This is a genomic window from Candidatus Goldiibacteriota bacterium, assembly GCA_016937715.1.
In the GTDB taxonomy this organism is placed as follows: Bacteria; Oederibacteriota; PGYV01; order PGYV01; family PGYV01; genus PGYV01.
Genome location: JAFGWA010000098.1, coordinates 1 through 20,311, shown reverse-complemented (window position 1 = coordinate 20,311; position 20,311 = coordinate 1). Strand labels below are relative to the sequence as shown.

The window sequence follows — 20,311 nt, the reverse complement described above, 5'->3', positions numbered from 1 at the left end:
TCTTCATGCCAAAACCTCCTGATACTGGTAGTTTTAACACTTAATCACTCCAGTTTCAAGTGGTCCAGTTTTTGGGGGTAAGCTCCTTTAACCTAAAGACAATTAACCAATATCCTATAAATTAAAACTAAGTTTGATTGTATTTTTTAAGGTTATATATATAGGATATAAGATATAAGGTTATTAGATAAGCACTTATATATTGGATATGGGATAATAGTTTATGGGATAAATATTTTATATTATTTTAATACTTTCCCTATAATATCATGATGGCCGGCGATGAAATCTGACGCGGACATTCTTTTTTTGCCTTCAAGCTGGACTTCTTTTATAAGAAGGCTCCCTTTTCCTGCGGCAGTTAAAAAGCCGGCGCCCTTAATAATCTTATGAATAGTTCCGGGGGCGCTGTCGGTCACTTCGTCAATGTATTCGGATTTAAAAATTTTCAAAATTTTATCGTCAAAAGAACAGTATGATACAGGCCATGGAAGCAGCCCGCGTACCATATTAAAAATATCCCTGTTTGATTTATTAAAATCTATTTTCCCGTCCTCTTTTTTAAGTGCCTTTACAAGTGTGGCTAAACTTTCATCCTGTTTAACCCTTTCATATTTTCCGGATTCAAGCATATCAAGCACGCGCGGCACAGAAGTGCCGGCAAGGGCGGACAGTTTTGAATAAAGGGTTATTGAATCGTCGTTATCCTGTATTTCATATTTATCCATATGCATGATGTCGCCGCAGTCAAGCCGCTTATCTATAAACTGGTAGCTTACCCCGGTTTCTTTATCTCCGGCCATTATGGCGGCGTTTATAGGCGCCGCGCCGCGCCACCTGGGAAGCAGCGAAGCGTGAATATTTATGCTGTGAAATTTTGGATGGTATATTATTTCATCGGGAAGTATCTGCCCAAAAGCCGCGATAAGGTTCAGGTCAGGTTTTGATTTTAGATACTGTTCCATAAATCCGGGAGATTTTACTTTTTCCGGCTGTAATACCGGTATTGAAAGCTCAATGGCGGCTTTTTTAACGGGGGTGGGGAGTATTTCCTGCTTTCTGCCTGCGGGGCGGTCAGGCTGTGAAACCGCGAAAAGAATTTTATGGCCGGCCGCGGCTGCGGCTTTTAAAGCGGGAACCGCGAATTCGGGAGTTCCGAAAAAAACTATGTTCATTTAAGTTTTGCCTTTTTTTGGGTTTCTTTTTTTATCTCTTTAAGTTCTTTTCCGTGCATAAGTTTTCTTGCAGGGGACATGCGGTCAATAAAAACCACCCCGTTTAAATGGTCAATTTCATGCTGAAGCACTATGGCAAGAAAGCCTTCCGCCTCTATTTTTAAGGGTTTGCCATACGGGTCAAACGCGCTGACCGTGACTCTGGCGGGCCTGTCAACTTTTTCAAAAATGCCCGGGAAACTTAAGCATCCTTCTTCAAATGTCACTTTATCTTTTGAAACAGAGGTGATAACCGGATTAGCCAGATATAACAATACGCGGTCTTCATCGCGCGAAGTGTCAATCACAAGCATTTGTTTTAAGATGCCCACCTGGTTGGCGGCAAGGCCCACTCCGTTAAAAGCGTACATGGTTTCCAGCATGTCATCAAAAATCTTTTTTAAATCCTCGCCAAATTCTGTCACCGGTTCGGCTTTCTTTTTTAAAACCGGTTCTCCGTATTTTTTAATTTCATAAGTCATTTTGTAACCTTCCTTTAAGTAATATGTAATAATTATATACTATAGAAGAAAAAGTTCAATGATTTATAGATAATAATAAAAAAAAACGGCCTCCCGGGCGCCGCGGGCAATTACGGTTTAAAGCGGTTGACAATTATACAGTTATATGTATAATTGTTATACAAATAACAAGGAGGCCGTATATGACAATGTATGAAATGCAGGCGGAACAGTTTAAAGCGCTTTCCCACCCTTCAAGGGTAAAGATTATTCAGGTTTTAAGCGAGAATAACTGCTGTGTCACAAATCTGGCAAAACTGTGCGGAGAACCGCAGCCGCAGACATCCAGGCATTTAGGGGCGTTAAAAAAAGCCGGGCTTTTAATATGCGAAAAAAAAGGGACAAAAACATGCTACAAAGCAAGCTCTGCCCAGGTTTTTAAAATGATTGAAGCTGCCGGTGAGATTGCAAAAAAACGCGGGCTTGATATAGCCGCGGGAATGAAAAAGAAAAGGGGGTAAAATAAAATGGACAGGCTGATTGATGAAAGTTCAATAAAAGAAATAAAGAATAAGTTTGATACGGAGCTGAAAGAATCGGTGGATGTGATTATTTACAGTAATCAGGTTTCTGTTCCGGCAAATGAACAGGAAAAGCAGCTTGCCGATTTTACAAGGAAGTTTTTAAAGGAATTATCAGAAATTGACGGCAGGATTGAGGTTGAAGAAAAGGCTATGGATTCTGCCGAAGCGAAAGAAATCGGAATCAGCACATCTCCCAGTATTTCTTTGGGGTTAAAGAAGGGTTATAAAATAATTTTTAACGGAGCCCCTCTTGGGCATGAAGCCACAAGTTTAATTGAAACTATTACCATGCTCTCCGGCGGAGATTCACGGCTTTCTGATGAAGATAAAGTACTGCTTAAAAACGCGGATAAAAAGGCAAAGATACAGGTTTTTATCACGCCCACATGCCCGTATTGCCCTAAATCGGTTATTCTTGCCGCTAAGATTGCGATTGAAACAAAGGGAGTAATTTCGGCGGAATGCGTTGAAGCTATGGAGAATCAGCAGCTGTCAGAAAAATTTAATGTAGGTTCGGTGCCGCAGCAGGTTATAAATTCAGACCCCGCGTCAATCACTGTGGGCGCGCAGAATGACAGGGCTTTTATAATGCAGGTTTTAAAGTACAGCTCGCCGGAAAAAGCGGCCGCTTTAGAAGCGGAGGCAATGAAAATAAAAACGCAGAAAGAAAAGCTTACAGACAGCCCTAAAGAGACAATTTACGTTACAGACGGCAATTTTAAACAGGCGCTTGCCAAATATCCCGCGCTTGTGGTGGACTGCTGGGCGGAATGGTGCATGCCGTGCAAAATGCTTTCTCCGACAATTGATCAGCTTGCGCAGGAAGAAGCCGGTAAAATTGTTTTTGCGAAATTGAATGTGGACGAAAACCGTGAAACCGCCGAAGAACACGGAATTATGTCCATTCCAACCGTCATGGTCTTTAAGAACGGGGTAAAAACAGGCGAAATAGTGGGCGTGCAGCCCAAACCCATGCTGTTAAGCAGGATACAGGAACTGTTAAAGTAAAATAAAAATTCAGGGAGGCAATAATATGGATACCGGAATCAATATTAATCTTGGCAATATGCAGGGTGGCGCTGTTTCAAATAAAGCGGATGTAATTATTATAGGCGGCGGCCCTGCCGGGCTTACAGCTGCCATTTATAATGCCAGGGCCGGTTTAAAAGTAATGATGATTGAAAAACTTGCCGTGGGCGGGCAGATATTTTTAACCGCTGAAATTGAAAATTATCCGGGATTTGAAAATATTTCAGGGCCGGAACTGATACAAAAAATGGAAAAACAGGCGGATAATTTCGGCCTGGTTAAGATTTTTGATGAGGTGCTGAAAATTGAAAGTATAAGCGGGGGAGTTAAAAAGGTTCATTGCGCTTCGGGGACAGTATACGAAGCAAAAGCAATAATAGCTGCTACCGGCGCCAGATATAGGGACATAGGGGTGCCGGGGGAGGCTGAATTCAGGGGCAGGGGTGTATCAAACTGCGCGACATGCGACGGTGCGTTTTACCGCAACCTGGAAGTGGCGGTAATAGGCGGCGGCGATACCGCGGTGGAAGAAGGGATATATCTTACTAAATTTGCTTCCAAAGTGCATATAATCCACAGGCGTGACAGGTTAAGGGCCGCCAAAATAATACAGGACAGGGCTTTCGCGAATTCTAAAATCAGTTTTATATTTGATTCGGCGGTAACCGAAATTTTTGGATCAAAAGGGGTTGACGGAGTTAAAATAAAGAATCTTAAAACTAATTCCGAAACTGATCTTAAAGTATCAGGCGTTTTTGTGTTTATAGGGCTGGTGCCGGGGACGGAGTTTATGAAAGGGACGCTGGAAATGGATTCTCAGGGATATATCAAAACAGACGCGGACATGAAAACAAGCGTTGACGGTATTTTTGCCTGCGGCGATTGTATTGAAAAAAAGTTAAGGCAGGCAGTAACCGCGGCAGGTGACGGAGCCATAGCAGCGTATTCCGCGGAACATTATATTGAACGCCTTGAAGGGACGGAATACGTGTAAATTGTAAAGAATAGAGGATTAAGCTATAGGCAGTTAAGCATAAGCGGAAAGATAAATAACGCAGCCGGGCAGCTCGGTGGCTTGGAAGTTTGATTTAGATCCGGCAGACGCGGGCCCTTAGCCGGCGTTTTTGTAATTGATGTCTGTTTTTACTTCGGACCCTCTGACCCTTAGACCTTTCGTCCCTCGTCTTTTATCTATGGGATATGGGATATTGGTTTATGGGATAAAGATTTTATTTTCTCAATGATATAAGTTTTACCACTCCAAGCACAAGGCAGAAAATAAAAATCAAAGAGAAAAGTATTTTATAAAAGGTATAATTTTCAGGGGTGTAATTAAAAAGAATTTCATGGACTCCGGGAGGGATTTTAATCCCCATATAAAGGCCAAAAGCCGGTTCTATTTTTGTTGCCATATTATCCAGATACGCGGTCCAGCCCGGATATTGGCTGTTGCAGAAGATAAGCCAGCCTTCCTGGCTGTTTGTGACGTTAACCTTTAAATTCCCAAACTGATGTTCGTTTTTTCTGGACCATGAAATCTGGGAAATAAGCATTCTGGGAATTTTAATATCCTGTGAAACAAAGAACAGCGGGTAAGCTTTTTCGTTCTTGAAAACTTTTATTGAATTCTTGTTAAATATTTTTTCATATTTTTTACCGTCAAGTTCAACAGGGGATATTATGTATTTAAGATTTAAAAGGTTTATTATTTCGCTGTTGTATCCGTCATCACGGTTTAATCGGTTTACAAACCGTGTGTAATTCAGAAGTTTTAAATCGTTCTGCCCAAAAGCGTCATAAAGGCCGTATGTCATTCCCGAAGAAGAAGGTACCGAAAGTTTAAAGTTTTTCTCGGAACGGGTTACGTAATTAAGCCGGTAAACGGAGCCTGTTTCGGGCAGCTGAATATGCCCGTATTTGTAAGATGAAGTACGTATTAATTCAGCTGTCTTTGGAGTGTGTTTCGGGCCAAAGATTAAAGACTGCGCCGTAACCGGGTTTGTACGGGACATAAAAGTGTAAAGTTCTGAAAAAATTAATGCTATCAGCAGGGCGTGATATATAGCCGGCCGTATGAGTTTTTTATTAAAAAGGGTATAAAGCGTAAAGTTAAGCGCGTACATTACAAGCAGAAAGGCGGAAGCTTTTACAAGTTCAATCATCCTTGCGTTGTCCAGTCCAAGAGATGCGGAGGCCTGCCTGTTGAAAATAGCAAGCAGGGGGGGTGTAAGCAAAAGGGCATAAAGAAAGTACTTTAAGAATGCCTTTTCAAATTTTCCGCCGGCGTCAGGCAGGGATAAAACTGAAAATGAGTTTGCCGCGATTAAACCCGCCGGAAGCATAAGAAGGAAAAGGGCTGTGCCCGGAAACCGGGCTTCCGTTAAGAACGGGGCGAATTTTACAATAAATGAATGAAGCGGCGTATTTTTTCCCAGGGCCAAGAGAAGCGCTGAAACGAAGACTATAAATGAAAAATAGAAAAGGTGGTTTTTCTTTCTGAACGCGGAAATAATAAACAGAAAGAAAAAAGTGGCGGATAAAAATATGTTTATACCCCTTGAATAACCGCTCCAGCCGGATAAAGAAGCGTAACCCGCATGAGGCGGCGCTGACATGGTGAAAAGGTTTATCAATTCCATTGAGTTGACGGCAAGGGTTTCGTAGTCCGGGATTACTGACGCGGCGGAATTGAAAAAAAGTTCAAAGAAAAGCCCTGACTGCGGCATAGTGATAATAAGCGACATAACCAGCGCGGAGCCAAAAAAAATAAAAAGTTTAATCAGCCTTGTTATTCTGAATCCTTTTCCATAAAAAGAAATGTAGTAAATGCCGAAAAGCAGGCAGAACAGCAGGTTGTTAATATAAGTTCTGTAATGGCCCGCAAGAAAAGAAAGCGCCAGAAGGGCGGAGCCCAGTATAAAAAAAGTGGCTTTTTTTCTCTCTATAAATATCTTAAAAGTATAAAGTATGGCGGGCAGAAAAGAGGCGGAACCAAGAGCGGCCAGGTTGTTGATTTTGGAAGCGAAAAAAGAATTAAATATGAATATAAGCGCGGCGGCAAAAGCCGGGGCGGCGGAGCAGCCTAAAGAACGCGCCAGGATATAAGCGGAAAAGCCGGCAATTACAAAGTGCAGTACAAGATAAAGTTTTAAAGCTATGGGAAAGTCAAAAAGCAGAAATACAATTCCGGGCGGGTACATGATTCCTTTCTGAACATCGGCGATAAACGGCACGCCGGAGAAAACATAAGGGTTCCAGAAAGGGACTGTTCCGGACTGCAGCGAATTTTTAGCGAAATCTTTCCAGGGATAAAACTGGGTAAACAGGTCGCCTATAAAAAATGATTTGTCCGTAAACAGAATGCCTGAAAAATACAGGGTGACGGCTCCGGTTATCATCATAAAAGGCAATAATGTGTCAGGGAAAGTGAATGTTTTTTTCATTTAGCCCTTTTGCCGCATATTTCAGGAAATTTTCTGATGAATTCCGGCATTCTTTTAAGGTTGGCGGCGTCTTTTAGGTATTCGCATGCTTCGTCTTTTTTGCCCAGCTGGTTTAAAATCAGGGCTTTATTGAAATACAGTATGTGAATGTCAGGGAAATTAAGAAGGTCAGTTTCGTAGTCGGTCCGCGGAATTACGCTGCTGAGGATAAATTCAACCTGATTTAATTCCTGCAGCGCTCTTTTTGGATCTCCTTTAGACCTGTAAATAAGGGCTAAATTGTGCCGTGCGGAGGCGTAATTAGGCTCATACTCCAGAGATTTATTTAACAGTATCTCCGCGCGGGGCAGGTCGTTTTTCTGATTGATAAGAAAATTAGAAAATTCCATAAGCGTGAAAACCCTGTAGGGGTTTGATTTTATGGCAAGTTCATAATATTCCTCGGCAAGAGACGGATTGTTAAGCAGGTTTCCCGCGCGCGCGGCATGCAGCAGGGAAAGTGTGTGATGTTTTGAATAGATGGAAACTTTTTCAAAAAATGAAAGGGCTTCCTGTATATTTCCGGTTTTTTCGGCGTAAAGGCCTTTTTCATAAAGTGTTTCCGCGTTAAAAGGTTCGGTAAGCAGCGCCATATCAAGAAGTGAAACCCCCGCGGTTTTATTCCATTTATCTTTGGCGTAGTAAGCCACGGCAGGCCTGATTGCCATGCTGAAGATTACGGCGGTAAGAATAAGCGCCGGGAAATAATGTACTTTTGTAAAAACAAGAGCTTCTTTTGAAAGCGTGCTTATAGAGCCTTTTTCAGGAACCGCAATGGAAGCCAGAACAGCGGCTGTAAAAAAAATGCCGGGAAGGTGAAGGTTAAAGTCCACAATGGAATGAAGGGCTATGCCGGCAAGCGCGAAATACGCCCCTGCTTCTGCCGCCCAGTTTTTTTTGTGTTCCCGGTTTGCGGGTATGTTTTTAAAGATAAAAAATAAAAGCGCCAGCAGGGCCGCTAATCCCAAAAAACCAAGTTCTGCGGCGGCCTGAAGATATTCGTTGTGGGCAAAATCGGCCTGCATCTGATAGCGTGCCGGCGCGTCTATGGGGAAATTATACGCCGGGAAAATACCGGCAAAACTGCCTATACCGTGGCCTAAAAGCGGTTTATCGGCGGCCATTTTTAAAGCGGAACCGAAAATAGAAAGCCTGTTAAAATAAAAAGGGTCTTCTTTTACTGATATTATTTTATTACCCGAGGGCGAAATCCCCGTAAAAGAGGCAATAATAAGAAGTAAAGCCGCGATGCTTATAAATTTTGACTTAAACGTAATTCTGGCCGGCGTATCTTTAACATTATCCCTGCTGAAATAATAATAGAGGCAGGCGGCGAAGAATATAAAAAGAAGGGCAAGCATGCCTCCCCTTGAATTAAGCGCCGAAACTGTAAGGGTGATAAAGGCCAGCCCTGTTATTTTAAGCGCAAGGTGGTCTATTTTTTTCTCCAGCAGAAGCCTGTTTAACAGCAGTGAAAAAGAGATTATAAGGTATCCCGCAAGAAGGTTCTTGTTTGGAAAAAATCCGTTCATTTCTGCGGGCCTGCCGGTGACGGCGGAAAAAATCAGCTGCCCCCAGGCCGCGGCGGACAGTGCAATCCCCGCCCACACAAGGATATTGGCAAGTATTATCCTGTAATCAGACCTGCGAAGAAACTGCGAGCAAAGGTAAAAAATGGTGGCGGCGGACAGTATAAGTTTAAGTGAATTTATTCCTGAATGTATATCGGGTGTGTAAAGGATGGAAAAAAGCGACAGCAGTATCAGAATTCCCGCCGGTATTTCCAGGCCGGTTATTTTAAAATCCTCCTTGCTTATAGCCCATAAACCAAAACCGCCCGCGACAAGGATGCCGGCCGCGGAATAAGCATAAGGGTGTTTTAGCCCTGTAACCGCGCTTAACACAAGGATGGCAATAATGAATGCGAATATGATGTCGCGCCTGAGCCCCGGATTAATTCCAAGCAGGTAAGACAGTTTAAATTTACGCAGCTCAAGGTGGCCTATTTTAACCTGGCTCATCAAAGAGGCGCACAAAGCGGTAAAAAGAAGTGTGATTTCCAGGTTATATATGTCAAAGTCCGAGAGGTTATGAATAAGAGAAGCTGTGATGCCGGTAAGAAAGGCAAGCACATGGGTCTTGGTTGTCGGCGTGCGCAGAAAATAAAAGTTTTTAATGATAGAACGGTATCCCCTGAAAAGCAGATAGGCAAAAAGCACAAGGCCTGTAAGCCCAAGTTCTATTATTACCTGAAGGGGGGCGTTATGGGCGAATTTAAGGTAAGAAATATTTTCAGGCCTAAGATTATTATAGGCGGTTTCAAACAGCCCCGGCCCATGTCCGGAAAACAGGCTGTTTTTTATAAGTGAAAGCATGTAAAAAAAACTTTCTGATTTGCCTGAAAGGCTTGAAAAAAGGCTGTCAGCACCGCGCGCGTAAACAATGAAAACAAGCCCTGCGGCGCAAAGCCCAAGAAAAGCACCCATCAGCATCCTGTATTTTTTAAGGTGGACATCCCTGAAAAGAAAAGACAAAAGCACGGCGGTAAAAAGCGCCGCAAAAGCGCCCGCGGATTTTGTAAGTACAAGGCAGGCAAGCATAAGCACGGCAACAGATATAAATATAAAGCGGTATTTTCTTTCCGTGCGGATAAAACCAAAAACCGGGGGGATAAGCAGTATAAGATATCCGGCAAAAGCGTTGGGATAAATGAAAAATGAAAATATCCTTCCGCTTTCAAGCCTTGCTTTTATGTCCAAAAATCCCGGTGTCGCGGGGGAAAGGTTATTTAAATCATCCGTAAAGCCAAAAAAATACTGGTGCAGCCCTTTAAAGCACGCGATGACAGCGATAGAAATTAAAAAAAACGCTATGTACCTGAAATGCCTTCGGGAATAAACATACATAAGGTAATAGAACAGAAGAAAGACGCAGAAAGATACAGCCGCGTTTAAAGACATGGCGTGGTTGTCGGACAGCGGTACGGATATCCATACCCAGGCAAAAAGCAGAAACAGCGGCCCGTCCACGGGCGTTTCAAGCGGTTCCTGATTTATTCTGAAAAACTTGGAAGCCATTATGTAAATAAATGAACACAGCACAATTCCTGTTTTATAAAAAATAGCGGCTTCGGGGAAAAGGTAAGAGGGAAATATAACCGATAAAACAAGCACAGCCGCAATCAGCGAAAGGACCGCGGTATCGGTATATCGTATTATCCTTTCGTTCATTGTATCAGTTTAGAGGCCGCTTCAAGGGCAAGGTAATAGCTTTCAGCGCCGAAACCCGAAATCTGGCCTTCTGCCACCTGTGCCACAAATGATTTTTGCCTGAAGTCCTCTCTTTTGTAGATGTTTGAAAGGTGTACTTCAATAGTGGGTATTGCCACAGCCGAAAGGGCGTCCCTTATGGCAACGGATGTGTGCGTGTAAGCCGCAGGATTTATTATTATGCACTGCGCCCAGTTTATTGCCTGATGAATGGCGTCAACAAGTTCGCCTTCGTGATTGCTTTGCACTATTTTAAGTTCTATTCCCGATGCTGACGCCATCTGCGTAAGTTTTTCGTTTATGTCGGTCAGTTTTATGTTGCCGTAAACATCAGGTTCCCTTTGGCCCAGAAGGTTTAAATTTGGCCCGTGTATAACAAGAATTTTTTTCATTAACGCTCCCTTTTTTTACCCGCCGTTTTACCGGTAAAACACATATACGGGATTTTTCACAGTATATCAAAAGTTTCCGTGAATTCAATATCAAAATTTGATATAATTGCTTGTTCTCAAATATATATAATAAGGAAAGGCGAAAAAAAATGGTTTATAACGGCACAATACCGGTTTTTCCAAATACCGTCCCTTTGACTGTTGAACACAGGGAAATTGTTGAAAAAGCCCTTGAAAAAAGGCAGCCTGTGGTTTCAGAGCATAATTTTACTGAAATTTTCATGTGGAAGGACAGCAGGTCATTAACCCTTTCGACAGCGGATAACTGCCTCATAATAATGGGAAAAGCGGCAGATTCATATTTTATACACCTGCCTTTGGGCGGTGAAGGCGTGCCTTTTGCGATAAAAAAAGTGCTTGGTTATTTCAGGGACAAAAATATGAAATGCGGGCTTTACGCCCTTGTTCCGGAAGAATTTGAAAAGTTTGGGGTGGCGTCACAGGAATTTATAAAAGAACCGTTAAGGGATCAGTTTGATTATGTGTATCTAAGGGAAGACCTTGCGCGGCTTGAAGGCAGAAAGTATGACGGTAAAAGGAACCTTATAAAAAAATTTAAAGAGGCCAATGAGTATACTTTTGAAAAGATGAGCGGTGATAATATTAAAGAGTGTATAGTGTTTCAGGAGCACTGGTGTAAGGTAAGAAACTGCCCGGATGACCTGTCTTTAAATGAAGAAAGCACGGGTGTTCTGGAAGTACTGAAAAATTTTAACAATCTTTCCTGTATCGGCGGGGCGTTAAGGATAGACGGTGAAATACAGGGGATTACCGTGGCAAGCAGGCTTAATGAAAATACGGCGCTGGTGCATATTGAAAAAGCCAATGCCAATTATAAAGGTATTTATCAGGTTATAAATAATATATTTGTAAATGAAATGCTGAATGAATTTCAGTTTGTAAACAGGGAGCAGGACGTGGGCGTTGAAGGGTTAAGAAAAGCCAAATTGTCATATTATCCCCACCATATGGTGGAAAAACATATGATAACGTTAAGATAATGAAAGATGTAACGCCGGACCGGATGTAATTTTCAAATGGAGATGGTTTAATGGGCGAAATAGCGGTAAAAACACAGGGTATATGCAAGACATACAGGGCAGGTATTTTTAAAAAAAGGGAGACAAAAGCCCTTTTAGGTATTGATTTAGAAGTGCGCAAAGGCGAGCTTTTTGGAATTCTTGGACCCAACGGCGCTGGAAAAACCACTTTTCTAAATATAATTATGGGAATTCTGGCACGCGACTGCGGCACCCTTTCCATTCTTGAGGAAAATATTGAACATAGTTTTCCTGAAAGGCTTAAAATGAGAATGAACATGAGCTCCGGCAATGCCAATTTTCCGTGGTCAATGACGGTAAGGGAAAACATTATTTTTTACGGTAAACTTTACGGCATGAAAGGCAAAGCGCTTGCTGATAAAGCCGATGAACTGATGGAATTTGTATCCCTGGAAAAGTACAGGGATAAGCGTTTTGATGAACTTTCAACGGGCAATAAACAGAAGCTGGCGCTGGCAAAATCCCTTATAAATGATCCGGAACTGCTTCTGCTTGACGAACCAACTACAGGAATGGACCCTGATATCTCCGCAAGGATACGCGCCATGGTAAAGGATATCAATAAAAAGCGCGGCATCACGATACTTTTAACAACTCATTATATGAAAGAAGCGGAAGAATTGTGCGGCAGAATAGCTTTCATAAAAGGCGGGGCAATAAGCGCGCTTGGCACAAAAGAAGAGCTGCAGACGCTGGTAAACGCCAAAGACATGGAGGAGGCTTTCATTGAACTTGCATCAGAAGGGTAACAGAATCAGCGCGGCATTTGGAAGGATATTCGCGCTGGCATACCGCAACTACGTATTTTCCATCAGAAATATATCCGCCGTGCTGGAAGTGCTTTTCTGGCCGGTTATCGGCATTGTAAGCATAGGCATGATGGGGTCTTTTCTTAAAGTGGATAAACAGATGCTTGCGTTTCTTCTTACCGGCGCAATAATGGCAGGCGTGCTTCAGGTTGTGCAGCTTGATGTGGCATTCGGTTTTTTATATGACGTGTGGTCTAAAAGCCTAAAACAGACGCTTATGTCGCCCGTGTCTTCTTTTGAATATGTAATAGGGCCGTGGCTTTTCTCAATGGTAAAGGGAACTATTGCTTTTATTTTTTTAAGCCTGCTTTCCTTCTGGTGGTTTAAGTTTTATCTGCCGCCGCCCGCCACGTTTATTATTGCTTTTGGCGGGGTGATGTTAAGCGGCCTTATCGTGGGTATGATTGTAATTTATTTTCTTATGATTTTTGGCTCCAGGATAGACGTGGTAGCGTGGATGATTTCCGTGCTTATGATGCTTGTCTGCGGCATCTATTATCCGGTGACAATGCTGCCTTCCGGTATCGTACTTATCGCCAAACTTATTCCGCTGACTTATTTTTTGGAATATTTCAGGACAGGCTACGGCTTTTCTCTTAACTTTGCCCATCCGCTTATTAAGGGATATGGCCTGTCGCTGCTGTACATTACTTTTCTTTTCTTCATGATAGAAACGGCGCTTATGAAAGCAAAAAAAACCGGAATGATAGTAAGGCTGTCAGAATGACTCCGTAATGGCAAAAGGATTAAAACTCCGGCTTTAATTTGTTGATGTTTGACAGGCGTAAGTGTAAAATGGAAATAAGGCGAAAGCCGGCATGGCGGCAAGCCTGAAAAAACGCGTTAATACGAAAGGGAAAACGGGGAATGGAAGAGAGCGGCAAAACGGCACAGCTTGACACAGCCAAGGTTTTTAACCTTAGGGTATGGGAAGGTATTCAGTATAAACTTTCCAGCGTGCTTGGCATTGCGGTAAGGGTGATAAGCGAAGACGGCTCTATTATAACCGAAGAAACCAATTTTTCCGAATTTTTCCGGTACTTAAACTCTTCTGAAAAAGGCCGCGGGGTGCTGCAGATAAAACCCGAAGAATTAAAAGACGCCGAAAAAGAAGTAAAGGTATATGCCGGCCTTACATATCTTTTTTCTTCCACGTATTTTTACGGTAAAAAATTCAATATCATAGTGGGAGTTACCGGTAAAAGCGAAAAGCCGCAGGAAATTCTTAAAGGGATAAGCGATACCACGGGTTTAAAATATGAAGAACTATTGAAAACATATGAATCCATTGAAGTGATACCGGAAGAAAAAATATCAAGGCTTTCTGACCTTATTGTTGACCTTTTTAACATAGTGGTGGAACTGTCTGTACAGGAACATATCACACAGAGCGCCAACAAGGCAAAGGAAGAAGAAATAGCAAAGATGGCAGCCCTTATGGAAGCCAGCGTGATTATCAATTCCACAAGAAATCTGGCGCAGCTTCTAAGGATAATCATGCAGTCAGCGGAAAAAGTAATGCAGGCAGAGGCTTCATCAGTCTTTTTAATAGACAGCAGCAGCAATGAACTGTATTTTGAAGTTGCCACAGGGCCAAAAGAAGAAGAGGTAAAAAAGATAAGGCTGAAAATGGGCGAAGGCATCGCGGGATGGGTCGCTTACACGGGAGAATCGCTGCTTGTTCCGGACGCGTCGCAGGATCCGCGTTTTGCAAAGAGGGTGGATGAAAAAACAAGGTTTATAACAAAATCCGTAATCTGTGTACCTTTAAAGGTGCGCAACCAGATAATCGGCGTGGTCCAGGTCTTAAACAGAATCGGGGGCGGAACTTTTAACAAGTCTGAAATAAAGTTTCTGGAAGCCCTTGCTTCCCAGGCTGCCATCGCCATAGAAAATACAAACTTGTATGAGCACCTTGAAGAACGCGCGGAGATGCTTAATAAAGAATTAAAAGACGCGATGGACAAACTTGGTTTTGAAAAGATGCGCGTGGAATCAATGATAAAGTCCATGGATGACGCTGTTGTGGCGGCGGACAGGGACGGCAAGATAGTTATGTTAAACAGGGTGGCGGAGGATATTTTTGGGATTACCGCGGCAAGTTCTTATGGAAAGCCCGTAGCCGATGTAATAAAGGACCGGTCAATCATTGAAAATTACAAGGTGGTAGCCGCGCTTAAATCCACCACAAAAAATGAGGTTAAAATTAAAAGGGGCAACAAAGAACATATTTTTGCGTCCGTTTCCGCGCCAATCCTTGACGACAGGGGCGAATATGCGGGCGGTGTGGCGGTTTTAAGGGATATTACAGAGATAAAGGAACTTGATAAAATGAAGTCAGAGTTCTTAAATATGGTTTCACATGAATTAAGGACGCCGCTGACTCCGATACAGGCTTACAGCGAACTTATGCTGGTAAGGAATGTAAGCGAAGAAAAGGTTAAAAAATACGCCGACATAATAAATAAAGAAACACAGAGGCTGGGTTCGCTTATCGGCGACCTTTTAGACCTGTCCAGAATTGAATCCGGAAAAGGATTAAGCCTTTCCGTGGAAGAGTTTGATTTTCAGGCGTTTCTATCGGGCGTGTATGAAACTTTCCGCAGCGCAAGCGTAAAACACAAAATTATTTTGACAATGCCTGATAAAAGTGAGAAAATAAAAGCTGATAGAAACAAAATGATACAGGTGATGTCTAATCTTCTTTCAAATGCCATTAAGTATTCGCCTGACGGCGGTAACATTTATATTACAATGACAGAAACGCAGGACAGGGTATATGTAAGCGTAAGGGATGAGGGGCTTGGGGTTGCAAAGGGAGACATGGATAAGATTTTTGAGAAATTTTACAGGGTTGAAAATGAGAAAATAAAGAAGATAGGCGGAACAGGCATAGGGCTTCCGATAGTAAAATACATATTAGAACTTCATAACGGGGATATTGAAGTGATAAGCGAAGAAGGAAAAGGCAGCGAGTTTAAATTTTATATTCCTAAAATAAAATAAGAAAGTATTCCGGCGCTGTTTTTAAGGCAGCGCAGGAAAATCAAGGAGGGTAATATGTCAGAAAAAAAGAAAATTGTAATTGCGGATGATGAACCTTTTATTCTTTCCGCGCTTCAGGATACTTTGTCTGATGAGTACACGGTTTTTTCGGCTTCCAACGGAAAAGAAGCTGTGGCTCTTGTGTCCAAGACAATGCCGGACCTGGCGATTCTTGACGTTATGATGCCGGAAATGGACGGGCTTGAAGCGTGTAAGGTGTTAAAGAAAGACAGCGCCACTAAAGGCGTGCCGGTCATTCTGCTTACCGCAAAAGGGCAGATAACGGACATTGAAAAAGGGTTTAAGTCCGGAGCTGACGCGTACGTGGTCAAACCTTTTTCACCCGCGAGGCTGATGGAAAAAGTGGAAGAAATATTTGAAAAAGTGCAGATGAGAAAAAAGATAATAGAGGATAAAAAGAAGGCATAAGGAATACAAAAATATAAAGCCGCGGCTGTGCTTAAAGCATACCGCGGCTTTTTTTGTTTCGGCGGGCGTTAAAAAACTGATTATAATAAATTCCAGTGTCTGGCAGATGCAACAATTACGGATAGCTTTTATTTATTACGGGGTTATCCGACAGCGGGAGAGGACAGCACATGTTTGAACTGATAAACAAATTAATTAAAAGCACAATGTACGGGCTGCGGGGGCTTTGGTACGGGTTTTATACAAAGAGGAATATTATCACAACGCTTGTAATTCTGTTTATTTATATTTTTACAATATGGTATTTTGATGTGGATGTTATAAGGGCGGTAATAATACTTTTTTCCTGCCTTGTCATAATAGTGGCGGAGGTTTTAAACACCGCGATAGAAAAGGTTATTGATGTAATGTCGCCAAAATACAACAGGGGGCTTGGGCTGGCAAAAGACATCTCTGCCGGTGCTGTGGTCGTGGCTTCTCTTGCGGCGCTGACGGTATCGGTGATTTTATTATGGAAACCGGTATTGACAAAGATAGCAGAGCTTTTGAATAAGGGTATTATGTAATGGACAAGGAAATGCTGGAAATATATACCGGCCTTGAAAGGTACGGCCCCGGCGATGATGAAACCACAAAACGGGCTTTTAATCTGTGTGAACTTCCTGAAAACCCGTTAATTCTTGATGTTGGCTGCGGAAGCGGCGCTTCCGCGCTGTGTTTAGCCGGTATAAAGAAATGCAGGATAACCGCTGTAGATAACTATGATAAATTTTTAAATGAGTTAAAAGTCCGGGCGGAACAAAAGGGTTTATCTGAAAGTATTTCCATTATAAACGCGGACATGGCAGCGCTTGATTTTACAAAAGAAAGTTTTGACCTGGTGTGGAGCGAAGGCGCAATATATAATATGGGTTTTGAAAACGGGCTTAAGGCGTTCAGCCGATTTTTAAAAATAGGCGGTTATATGGCGGTAACCGAACTCACGTGGATGAAAAACCGGATACCGGAAGAATTAAAAAAATTCTGGGATAAAGAATACCCGCAAATGACCACAATGCTTGATAACGCCGAGAAAATAAAAAAATGCGGGTTACAGCTTAAAGGTATGTTTGAACTTGGCAGAAAAGCCTGGGATAATTATTACAACCCGCTTGAAAGCAGGGTAAAAGAATATATAAAAGAAAAAGCGGGCAATGATAAAGCGCTTAAAGCCGCCGCATTGGTACAGGAAGAAATTGACATATACAGGAATTATGGCGGTTATTACGATTATGTCTTTTATGTCATGAAAAAATAGGTCCTATATGTCTTATAAGCCATATCTACTTGTGATTTATTTCACTAATTGTGGATAAAAACCCCCAAAAAAATACTTGACATAAAAAGACTTGTTTTATATACTTTAATCACAAGTTAGTGAAATTAATCACACCAATATCATATAGGAGGTAATAAAACATGAGAAAAAAGTACATTATGGCACCGGGACCCACTGAAGTTCCGGCAGAAGTCCTTGTAGAAGCGGCAAAACCGGTAATTCACCACAGAACCCCGCAGTACCGTAAAATCTTAACAGAAGTTGTAGACGGAATGAAATATGTTCTGGGTACAGAGAATAATGTGTACGTCATCGGCGCAAGCGGAACAGGCGCAATGGAAATGGCTGTTGCCAATACAGTAAACGCGGGGGATAAAATCATAGTTGCGTCAATCGGCGTATTTGGCGACAGGTGGGATGCAATTGCAAAAGTATACGGAGCCAACATAGTTAAGATAGCCGCTGAATGGGGAACCGCAGTAAAACCCGCGGAACTTAAAAAAGCGCTTGATGAAAATCCGGACGCGGTTGCGGTGTTTACCACCCTTAATGAAACATCCACAGGCGTTTATAATGATATTGAAGCTTTTGGAAAATTGACAGCAAACCACAAGGCAATTCTTGTAGTGGACGGAATAAGCGGAATAGGCGCCCAGCCATTCTATATGGATAAGTGGAACGTGGATATAATAGCCGTGGGTTCGCAGAAAGGGCTTATGATACCTCCGGGCCTTGCTTATGTGGCCGCAAGCAAAAAAGCGTGGGCTGTAATTGAAAACTGCAAATCGCCTAAATTCTATTTTGACATGAAAAAATATGAAAAAGCAGCGACAAAAGAGAAAATGCCTGACACCCCTTTCACGTCGGCTGTGTCTCTGGTATGCCAGCAGGCAGCCGCGCTTAAACTTATTAAGGAAGAAGGAATTGAAAAAGTATGGGAACGCCATGAAAAACTTTCAAAAGCAGTGCGTGAAGGCATTAAAGCCCTTGGCCTTGAACTGTTTGCGAAAGAAAATCCCGCTGTTGTACTTTGCTCGGTAGTTGTGCCTGAAGGCATTGACGGCAAGGCGCTTATGAAAAAAATCCGCGATGAATACGGAATTTCCATGGCAGGCGGACAGGGAAAGATGGAAGGCAAGTTATTAAGGATAGGCACGCTTGGATACACTGACAGGTTTGACGCGGTAATGGGCGTTGCGGCGGCAGAGATGGCGCTTAAAGACATGGGCGCTAAAATAGAAATAGGAAAAGGCGTTAAAAGGACAATGGAAGTACTTATGGAAGAAAAATATTAAAAACGGAGGATACACAATGCAGAAAATATTTATCAGCGATAAATTAAGTGATGACGCTTTAAAGCTGCTTGAGGCCGAAAAAAGCGTTGAATACACCATGAAGCCTGGGCTTACCGAAGATGAACTTGCGGAAGAACTTAAAAATTATGACGCGCTTATTATAAGAAGCGGAACAACGGTTACACCCAAAGTGCTTTCCAAGACCACAAGGCTGAAAATTATCGGACGCGCCGGAGTGGGCGTTGATAATGTTGATATTCAGACCGCAAGCCAGAAGGGTATTATTGTAATGAACACGCCGGACGCAAACACGCTTTCCACCTGCGAGCAGACAATAGCCCTTATTATGGCTACCGCAAGAAATACGCCGCAGGCATATGCGTCGCTTAAGGCAAAAAAATGGGACCGCAGCAAACTTACAGGAATTGAATTATACGGAAAGACCCTTGGCGTTGTGGGCCTTGGCAGGATAGGCGCGGAAGTGGCAAAAAGAATGGCTTCTTTTGGAATGAAAATAATAGGGTATGACCCGTTTGTCACAAAAGAAAAAGCGGAAGCTATGGGAATTGAAGTGATGGAAGTGGCGGAACTTTTTAAACAGGCGGATATTATCACCATACATGTCCCTAAAACAAAAGACACAAAGGACCTGATAGGAAAGGCACAGATAGATACAATGAAAAAAAATGTAATCCTTATCAACTGCGCGCGCGGCGGCATCATTAACGAGCAGGCACTGTATGAAGCTTTAAAATCCGGCAGAATTCAGAAAGCCGCCCTTGACGTGTTTGATAAAGAACCTCCTTTTGACAGCCCGCTTCTGGAACTTGACAACATAGTGCTTACCCCTCATCTTGGCGCGTCCACCGTTGAGGCGCAGGAAAAAGTGGGAACAGGTATTATTGACCAGGTGCTTGAAGCGCTGAAAGGCGGCATGGTAAGAAACGCGGTTAATATTCCCGCCATTGACCCGGAACTGTTAAAAGAAATGCAGCCTTACCTGACCCTGAATGAAAAACTTGGAAGTTTTGTGGCGCAGATAGTGGAAGGCAATATTAAGAGCATGACGGTGGAATACAGCGGAAGTGTCACCGGATATGACCTTAAGATACTGACCATAGCGGCAATTAAGGGAATTCTTATGCCTGCGGCAAGTGAAGGTGTAAATTACGTTAATGCCAATATCCTTGCCAAAGCAAGGGGCATTGAAGTAATACAGAAGACCACTGACATAAAGAGCGATTTCCCGAACATGATAAGCGTGACAATAGAGACTGATAAAGAAAAGAGAAAAGTATACGGTGTATTGTCCGTAAACAAAGAAGCCAGGATAGTAAAAGTGGATAACTTTGAAATGGAAATCACGCCGGAAAAGAACATGTTAATTTACAAAAACGTGGACAAACCCGGTATTATCGGGCGTGTAGGAACCATTCTTGGCGAAAAAGGCGTAAACATAGCGTCGTTTGACGTGGGCCGCTGCAGGGAAGATAAAGTGGCAATGGGCATAATCACCGTTGACAGCGATGTCCCAAAAGATGTTGTGGAGAGCATAAAAAACGTGGCAGATATACTGGAGATAAAATCAGTAGTTTTATAAATCATATAATTAGGTAATAGTAAAAAAAGCGCGGGCACACGCCCGCGCTTTTTTATTTATTATATTTATGTTTGTTTTCTATCGTAGAGACGCAATATATTGCGTCTCGCCTTTGGTGTTTTATTTGTCTTGTACCGGTTGTCGATGGTCTTCAGCCCGCGCGGTGCAGTTTTTATTTTTGTAGGGACATCTATGTAAAAAACAGTCAATAAAAAAAGTATCCCTATATGAAAATTAAGCGTAAATTTTCATTGACTGTACTC

General features: G+C 42.5%; 17 protein-coding genes. 12 read left to right on the top strand and 5 right to left on the bottom strand.

Annotated elements, in window-relative coordinates:
• Positions 1-242: 242 nt before the first annotated feature.
• Positions 243-1,175: a methionyl-tRNA formyltransferase gene (locus tag JXR81_09875; protein MBN2755150.1), complete on the bottom strand. Its 933-nt coding sequence runs from the start codon at positions 1,173-1,175 to the stop codon at positions 243-245.
• Positions 1,172-1,696, bottom strand: coding sequence for a peptide deformylase (def, locus tag JXR81_09870; GenBank protein MBN2755149.1), 525 nt, complete (start codon positions 1,694-1,696; stop codon positions 1,172-1,174). The genes JXR81_09875 and def overlap by 4 nt, the downstream gene beginning before the upstream one ends.
• 182 nt (positions 1,697-1,878) lie before the next feature.
• Here def and JXR81_09865 point away from each other — a divergent pair, with 182 nt between their 5' ends.
• From JXR81_09865 to trxB, 3 genes are read left to right on the top strand one after another with little or no spacing between them, the layout of a single operon-like run.
• Positions 1,879-2,196, top strand: coding sequence for a winged helix-turn-helix transcriptional regulator (locus JXR81_09865; protein MBN2755148.1), 318 nt, complete (start codon positions 1,879-1,881; stop codon positions 2,194-2,196).
• A gap of 6 nt (positions 2,197-2,202) precedes the next feature.
• Complete coding sequence (gene trxA, locus JXR81_09860; protein MBN2755147.1) at positions 2,203-3,267, top strand: thioredoxin; 1,065 nt, start codon at positions 2,203-2,205, stop codon at positions 3,265-3,267.
• A 58-nt stretch (positions 3,268-3,325) separates the two neighbouring features.
• Positions 3,326-4,282: a thioredoxin-disulfide reductase gene (trxB, locus tag JXR81_09855; protein MBN2755146.1), complete on the top strand. Its 957-nt coding sequence runs from the start codon at positions 3,326-3,328 to the stop codon at positions 4,280-4,282.
• 235 nt (positions 4,283-4,517) lie between these two features.
• Here the strand turns inward: trxB and JXR81_09850 are convergent, their stop codons facing one another.
• The 3 genes from JXR81_09850 to aroQ are packed head-to-tail and all read right to left on the bottom strand — an operon-like array spanning position 4,518 to position 10,431.
• The gene (locus JXR81_09850) at positions 4,518-6,731 is read right to left on the bottom strand and encodes a YfhO family protein (protein MBN2755145.1); all 2,214 of its coding nucleotides are present in this window, start codon (positions 6,729-6,731) and stop codon (positions 4,518-4,520) included.
• Positions 6,728-10,000, bottom strand: a complete 3,273-nt coding sequence (locus tag JXR81_09845; protein ID MBN2755144.1) for an O-antigen ligase family protein — start codon at positions 9,998-10,000, stop codon at positions 6,728-6,730. Before JXR81_09845 ends, JXR81_09850 begins: the two co-directional genes overlap by 4 nt.
• Positions 9,997-10,431, bottom strand: a complete 435-nt coding sequence (aroQ, locus tag JXR81_09840) for a type II 3-dehydroquinate dehydratase (GenBank protein ID MBN2755143.1) — start codon at positions 10,429-10,431, stop codon at positions 9,997-9,999. Before aroQ ends, JXR81_09845 begins: the two co-directional genes overlap by 4 nt.
• Before the next feature lie 149 nt (positions 10,432-10,580).
• On the opposite strand from aroQ, the gene JXR81_09835 reads away from it, so the two are divergent.
• From JXR81_09835 to JXR81_09795, 9 genes are all read left to right on the top strand, one after another.
• Entirely contained in the window at positions 10,581-11,492 is a 912-nt protein-coding gene (locus JXR81_09835) for a DUF2156 domain-containing protein (protein MBN2755142.1), read from the top strand.
• 50 nt (positions 11,493-11,542) lie between these two features.
• A complete protein-coding gene (locus JXR81_09830) occupies positions 11,543-12,301 on the top strand; it encodes an ABC transporter ATP-binding protein (protein MBN2755141.1) in 759 nt (252 codons plus the stop codon).
• Positions 12,279-13,088 carry an ABC transporter permease gene (locus JXR81_09825; GenBank protein ID MBN2755140.1) on the top strand — a complete coding sequence of 270 codons (810 nt, stop codon included), beginning with the start codon at positions 12,279-12,281 and terminating at the stop codon, positions 13,086-13,088. Before JXR81_09830 ends, JXR81_09825 begins: the two co-directional genes overlap by 23 nt.
• Positions 13,089-13,228: 140 nt before the next feature.
• Positions 13,229-15,367 (top strand): GAF domain-containing protein, encoded by a 2,139-nt coding sequence (locus tag JXR81_09820; protein ID MBN2755139.1) that lies wholly within the window; start codon positions 13,229-13,231, stop codon positions 15,365-15,367.
• A 54-nt stretch (positions 15,368-15,421) separates the two neighbouring features.
• Positions 15,422-15,835, top strand: a complete 414-nt coding sequence (locus JXR81_09815) for a response regulator (GenBank protein MBN2755138.1) — start codon at positions 15,422-15,424, stop codon at positions 15,833-15,835.
• 170 nt (positions 15,836-16,005) lie between these two features.
• Complete coding sequence (locus tag JXR81_09810; GenBank protein ID MBN2755137.1) at positions 16,006-16,401, top strand: diacylglycerol kinase family protein; 396 nt, start codon at positions 16,006-16,008, stop codon at positions 16,399-16,401.
• Positions 16,401-17,132, top strand: a complete 732-nt coding sequence (locus JXR81_09805) for a methyltransferase domain-containing protein (GenBank protein ID MBN2755136.1) — start codon at positions 16,401-16,403, stop codon at positions 17,130-17,132. The genes JXR81_09810 and JXR81_09805 overlap by 1 nt, the downstream gene beginning before the upstream one ends.
• 161 nt (positions 17,133-17,293) lie before the next feature.
• Positions 17,294-18,448, top strand: coding sequence for an alanine--glyoxylate aminotransferase family protein (locus JXR81_09800; GenBank protein ID MBN2755135.1), 1,155 nt, complete (start codon positions 17,294-17,296; stop codon positions 18,446-18,448).
• Between the two features lie 16 nt (positions 18,449-18,464).
• Positions 18,465-20,048, top strand: coding sequence for a phosphoglycerate dehydrogenase (locus tag JXR81_09795; GenBank protein MBN2755134.1), 1,584 nt, complete (start codon positions 18,465-18,467; stop codon positions 20,046-20,048).
• Positions 20,049-20,311: the final 263 nt, after the last annotated feature.

Bases quoted from the DNA above. Each gene is read 5' to 3' on its own strand.
- trxA (MBN2755147.1), top strand. From the start codon at position 2,203: ATGGACAGGCTGATTGATGAAAGTTCAATAAAAGAAATAAAGAATAAG.
- JXR81_09810 (MBN2755137.1), top strand. From the start codon at position 16,006: ATGTTTGAACTGATAAACAAATTAATTAAAAGCACAATGTACGGGCTG.
- aroQ (MBN2755143.1), bottom strand. From the start codon at position 10,431: ATGAAAAAAATTCTTGTTATACACGGGCCAAATTTAAACCTTCTGGGC.
- JXR81_09800 (MBN2755135.1), top strand. From the start codon at position 17,294: ATGAGAAAAAAGTACATTATGGCACCGGGACCCACTGAAGTTCCGGCA.
- def (MBN2755149.1), bottom strand. From the start codon at position 1,696: ATGACTTATGAAATTAAAAAATACGGAGAACCGGTTTTAAAAAAGAAA.
- JXR81_09835 (MBN2755142.1), top strand. From the start codon at position 10,581: ATGGTTTATAACGGCACAATACCGGTTTTTCCAAATACCGTCCCTTTG.
- JXR81_09850 (MBN2755145.1), bottom strand. From the start codon at position 6,731: ATGAAAAAAACATTCACTTTCCCTGACACATTATTGCCTTTTATGATG.
- JXR81_09805 (MBN2755136.1), top strand. From the start codon at position 16,401: ATGGACAAGGAAATGCTGGAAATATATACCGGCCTTGAAAGGTACGGC.
- JXR81_09845 (MBN2755144.1), bottom strand. From the start codon at position 10,000: ATGAACGAAAGGATAATACGATATACCGATACCGCGGTCCTTTCGCTG.
- JXR81_09830 (MBN2755141.1), top strand. From the start codon at position 11,543: ATGGGCGAAATAGCGGTAAAAACACAGGGTATATGCAAGACATACAGG.
- JXR81_09795 (MBN2755134.1), top strand. From the start codon at position 18,465: ATGCAGAAAATATTTATCAGCGATAAATTAAGTGATGACGCTTTAAAG.
- JXR81_09865 (MBN2755148.1), top strand. From the start codon at position 1,879: ATGACAATGTATGAAATGCAGGCGGAACAGTTTAAAGCGCTTTCCCAC.
- JXR81_09815 (MBN2755138.1), top strand. From the start codon at position 15,422: ATGTCAGAAAAAAAGAAAATTGTAATTGCGGATGATGAACCTTTTATT.
- trxB (MBN2755146.1), top strand. From the start codon at position 3,326: ATGCAGGGTGGCGCTGTTTCAAATAAAGCGGATGTAATTATTATAGGC.
- JXR81_09875 (MBN2755150.1), bottom strand. From the start codon at position 1,175: ATGAACATAGTTTTTTTCGGAACTCCCGAATTCGCGGTTCCCGCTTTA.
- JXR81_09820 (MBN2755139.1), top strand. From the start codon at position 13,229: ATGGAAGAGAGCGGCAAAACGGCACAGCTTGACACAGCCAAGGTTTTT.